Source organism: Hydrogenophaga sp. (assembly GCF_028698005.1).
Classification (GTDB): Bacteria; Pseudomonadota; Gammaproteobacteria; order Burkholderiales; family Burkholderiaceae_C; genus Hydrogenophaga.
In genome coordinates, this window is sequence record NZ_JAQVEJ010000201.1 from 1 (window position 1) to 4,449 (window position 4,449).

At 65.6% G+C, this 4,449-nt stretch carries 3 protein-coding genes; 1 reads left to right on the forward strand and 2 read right to left on the reverse strand.

What is annotated here, in order from left to right:
* Positions 1–168 precede the first annotated feature (168 nt).
* Positions 169–1,386, reverse strand: coding sequence for a fatty acid desaturase (locus tag PHQ87_RS14595; RefSeq protein ID WP_300235892.1), 1,218 nt, complete (start codon positions 1,384–1,386; stop codon positions 169–171).
* Between the two features lie 173 nt (positions 1,387–1,559).
* Complete coding sequence (locus PHQ87_RS14600) at positions 1,560–2,831, reverse strand: RsmB/NOP family class I SAM-dependent RNA methyltransferase (protein WP_300235895.1); 1,272 nt, start codon at positions 2,829–2,831, stop codon at positions 1,560–1,562.
* A gap of 59 nt (positions 2,832–2,890) precedes the next feature.
* Here PHQ87_RS14600 and PHQ87_RS14605 point away from each other — a divergent pair.
* The coding region (locus PHQ87_RS14605; RefSeq protein ID WP_300235898.1) for a peptide chain release factor 3 at positions 2,891–4,449 on the forward strand (1,559 nt) is incomplete at its 3' end.

The following is a 4,449-nucleotide window of genomic DNA, read 5'->3' on the forward strand; positions in this document are numbered from 1 at the left end:
GAAGACCACGCCCAACATAGCATCGCACATGACGGGGAAGAGGAAGGGGATCGGTTTGTTTGGCCACTGCCAATCTACCAACCTCCGAACCGTCAACCACTACTTCCCCCAGATCGCGCGAAGAACCTTTTTTCATTGAGCCCGGGTGGACATCCCCGGGCAAAACGGTCAGGCGTGCGCCGAACGCAGCTTGATGGAGAAGTCGCGCAGGGCGGTGATGCCGCTTTCCTCGGCGCGACGGCACCAGGCCTGCAGATCGGCGGCGAGCTGTTCGCGCGTGGAGGTGGTGCTGGACCACAGGGCGCGCAACTCCTCGCGCATGGTCACCATCTTGTCAAGCACCGGGCTCTTGGCGCGCACTTCGGCCAGCTGCGGCTTGACCTCGGCCGGCACCTTGTCGTCATCGCGGTGCAGCCAGCGGCTGGCCGCCTTGACCAGCGACGCATCGGCACTGCGCGCCTTCATGCCCGCCAGTTCACGCGCGCAGGTCGCCTTGAGTTCGGCCGCATAACCGGCCATCACCTCGTAGCGGTTGGCGATGATGGCTTCCAGCGTCTTCTCGTCTGCCACCGCCTTCACCTCGCCAAACGCGAGTTTGGGCGGCACCTTCTTGACATGGGCCAGGCCAAGCTTTTGCAACGCGGAGATGTACACCCAGCCGATGTCGAACTCGTAGGGCTTGACCGAGAACTTGGCCGAGGTCGGGTAGGTGTGGTGGTTGTTGTGCAGCTCTTCACCGCCCACGATCAGGCCCCACGGAAACACGTTGGTGCTGGCATCGACCGCCTCGAAATTGCGGTAGCCCCAGTAGTGGCCGATCCCGTTGATGACGCCGGCGGCCCAGAACGGGATCCAGACCATCTGCATCGCCCAGATCGTGAGACCGAAGGCACCGAACAGCAGCACGTCGAGGATCAGCATGATGCTGACACCGAGCACCGAGTACCTGGAGTAGAGGTTGCGCTCGATCCAGTCGTCGGGCGTGCCGTGGCCGTAGCGGGACAGGGTTTCCTCGTTCTTGGCTTCGGCGCGGTACAGCTCGGCGCCTTCCCACATGACCTTCTTGATGCCGAAGATCTGCGGGCTGTGCGGATCCTCCTCACGCTCGCACTTGGCGTGGTGCTTGCGGTGGATGGCCGTCCAGGCCTTGGTGGTCATGCCGGTGGTCAGCCACAGCCAGAAGCGGAAGAAGTGGGCGACGGCGGGGTGCAGGTCCAGCGCACGGTGTGCCGAGTGCCGGTGCAGGTAGATGGTGACGCCGGCAATGGTGACGTGCGTCAGCACCAGCCCGACAAGAATGGCCTGCCACCAGCTGGCGCCGGTCAGCCCCTGGTCCAGAAAGTGGATCAGGTTGTTCCACAAAGTGGCCACATCAACGTTGTTCATTCGGTTCCTAGCAAAGCCGCCAATGGATACGGCGGTACACCGACCACACAACCCGGTCGGCAGGGGCAATCGCGTATTTTAAAGGAGCGACCGCGAATCGCCAAACCAAATTTTTCGAGAAATAACATCAAAAGCAGGCATTATTTCTACAAATGCCGTCATTTGATGGCATATCAAGGTGTTCGGCGCCAGGCGGCGGCAAAAAAACCGTCGGTCGCATGGCGGTGCGGCCACAGCCTCAGATAGCGCCCGCCCTCACCGGCACACAGGCGGGCAGGCTGATCCACGTGGGCCGCCGTCAGCAGCCCTGCCACGGGCAGGCACTCGAAACCGGGATGCGCCGCCGAAAACGCCTCGGCCACCGCCTCGTTTTCCTGCGTCAGCAGGCTGCAGGTGGCGTACACCAGCCGCCCGCCCGGTTTGACCAGACGCGCCGCACTGGCCAGGATGCGTTGCTGCAGTTCGGCCTGGGCCGCCACACTCTCGGGTGTCTGACGCCACTTGAGATCGGGACTGCGGCGCAAGGTTCCCAATCCGGAGCACGGGGCGTCCACCAGCACGCGATCGATCTTGCCGGCCAGGCGTTTGACCCGTTCGTCGCGTTCATGGGCAATGGCCACCGGGTACACATTGCTCAGGCCGCTGCGCGCCAGGCGCGGCTTCAGGCCTTCCAGCCGGTGCGCCGACGTGTCGAAGGCATACAGGCGCCCGGTGTTCTTCATGGCCGCACCGACGGCCAGGGTCTTGCCGCCGGCGCCAGCGCAAAAATCCACCACCATCTCGCCGCGCCGGGCGTCAAGCAGCAGAGCCAGCAGCTGCGAGCCCTCGTCCTGCACCTCGACCTCGCCGCTCACGAACAGCGGCAGCTTGCCCAGCGACGGCTTGCCCTGCAAACGGACGCCCAGCGGGGCGTAAGGCGTCGGCGCGGCAGACAGCCCCGCAGCCGTCAGCCCGGCCAGCACGGCCTCGCGCTTGTTGTGCTTGAGCGCATTGACCCGCAGGTCGAGCGGTGCGGGCTGCAGCAGGCTGGCGGCCAGCGCGTCGAACTCGCCGCCCACCTGCGTGTGCAGCGCCTCGGCCAGCCATTCGGGCAGGTTGTGGCGGTGTGGCGCCAGCAGCTCGGCATCGGTGACCTTGGCACAGGCATCGAGCCAGGCCTTTTCTGCGTCGTTGAGCGCGCTCTTGAGAAAGTCCCGATCACCCGGGAAGCCCAGGATGGCCAGGCGCCGCCATTTCGAACCGCTGCCCGAGCGCGCCAGCCACTCGAACCGGAGCCGCTCGCGCAAGACGGCATACACGGTGTCGGACAGGGTGGCCCGCTCGCGCGGTCCCATCGAGCGGTGCTCGCGAAAGAAACGGGCCACCACGGCGTCGGCCGGGTGCTCGAACTTGAAAACAGCTTCGATCAGGCTGGCACTGGCGTCCAGCAGGGCTTTCGGATGCATGTCCAATTATCCCCCCCCTGCGCTGTCGGCACAGCGTGGCAGGGAGATAATCAAGAGTTATGTCCGATATCGCCCAACAGGTCCGGCGCCGCCGCACCTTCGCCATCATCTCCCACCCCGACGCGGGCAAGACCACCCTCACCGAAAAGCTGCTGCTGTTCTCGGGCGCCATCAACATCGCCGGTTCGGTCAAGGCACGCAAGGCGGCGCGCCATGCCACCTCCGACTGGATGGAAATCGAGAAGCAGCGCGGCATCTCGGTCGCATCCTCCGTGATGCAGATGGAGTACCGCAACTGCGTCATCAACCTGCTCGACACCCCCGGCCACCAGGACTTCTCGGAAGACACCTACCGCGTGCTCACCGCCGTGGACGCGGCACTCATGGTCATCGACGCCGGCAACGGCGTGGAACCGCAGACGCGTCGCCTGCTGCAGGTCTGCCGCGCGCGCAACACGCCCATCCTGACCTTCATCAACAAGCTCGACCGCGAGGTCAAGGCACCGCTGGACCTCATGGACGAGATCGAGCGCGAACTGGACATGACGGTGGTGCCCTTCACCTGGCCGGTGGGCATGGGCAAGAGCTTTCGCGGCGTATTCGACCGCCGCGAGGACCAGATGCGCGTGTTCACGGCCGGCGAGGACCGCCGCGGCGGTGACGAGGAAGTCCTGGCGGGGCTGGACAACCCCGAAAGCGCACGGCGCTTCGGCATGGAATGGGCGCAGGCCAAGGACGAGCTGGAACTGGTCGAAGGTGCCTCGCCCGCGTTTGAACTCGACGCCTTCCTGGGCGGCACACAAACCCCCATGCTGTTCGGCTCGGCCGTCAACAACTTCGGTGTGCGCGAGGTGCTCGACGCACTGGTCGATCTGGCCCCGCCGCCCGGACCCAAACCTGCGCTCCAGCGCACGGTGGAGCCGACCGAGCCCAAGTTCACCGGTGTGGTATTCAAGATCCAGGCCAACATGGACCCGGCGCACCGCGACCGCATCGCGTTCGTGCGCGTGGCCAGCGGCCACTTCGAGCGCGGCATGCGCCTGAAGGTGGTGCGCAGCGGCAAGGAACTGCGGCCCAACACCGTGGTGAGCTTCCTGAGCCAGCGGCGCGAGCTGCTGGACGAGGCCTTCGCGGGCGACATCATCGGCATCCCCAACCACGGCGTGCTGCAGTTGGGCGACACACTGACCGAAGGCGAGTCGCTGCAGTTCACCGGCCTGCCCTTCTTCGCACCCGAGATCATCCGCAGCGTGGAGGTGGCGGACCCGCTCAAGACCAAGCAGTTGCGCGCCGGCCTGACGCAACTCGGCGAGGAAGGCGCGATTCAGGTGTTCCGCCCGGTCGCGGGTACGGTGCTGCTGCTGGGTGCGGTGGGGCAACTGCAGTTCGAAGTCGTGCAGCACCGCCTGGAAACCGAATACGGCGTGAAGGCGCGCATCACCGGCAGCTCTTACAACGTGGCGCGCTGGATCACTTGCGCACCCGAGGACGGCGGCGAGCAGGAACTCAAACGCTTCATCGACGCCAACGCGCACCGCGTCGCCCTCGACGCGGTGGATGCCCCCACCGTGCTGCTCGATCACATGGCCACGCTGCGCGCGGTCGAGGCCAACTGGCC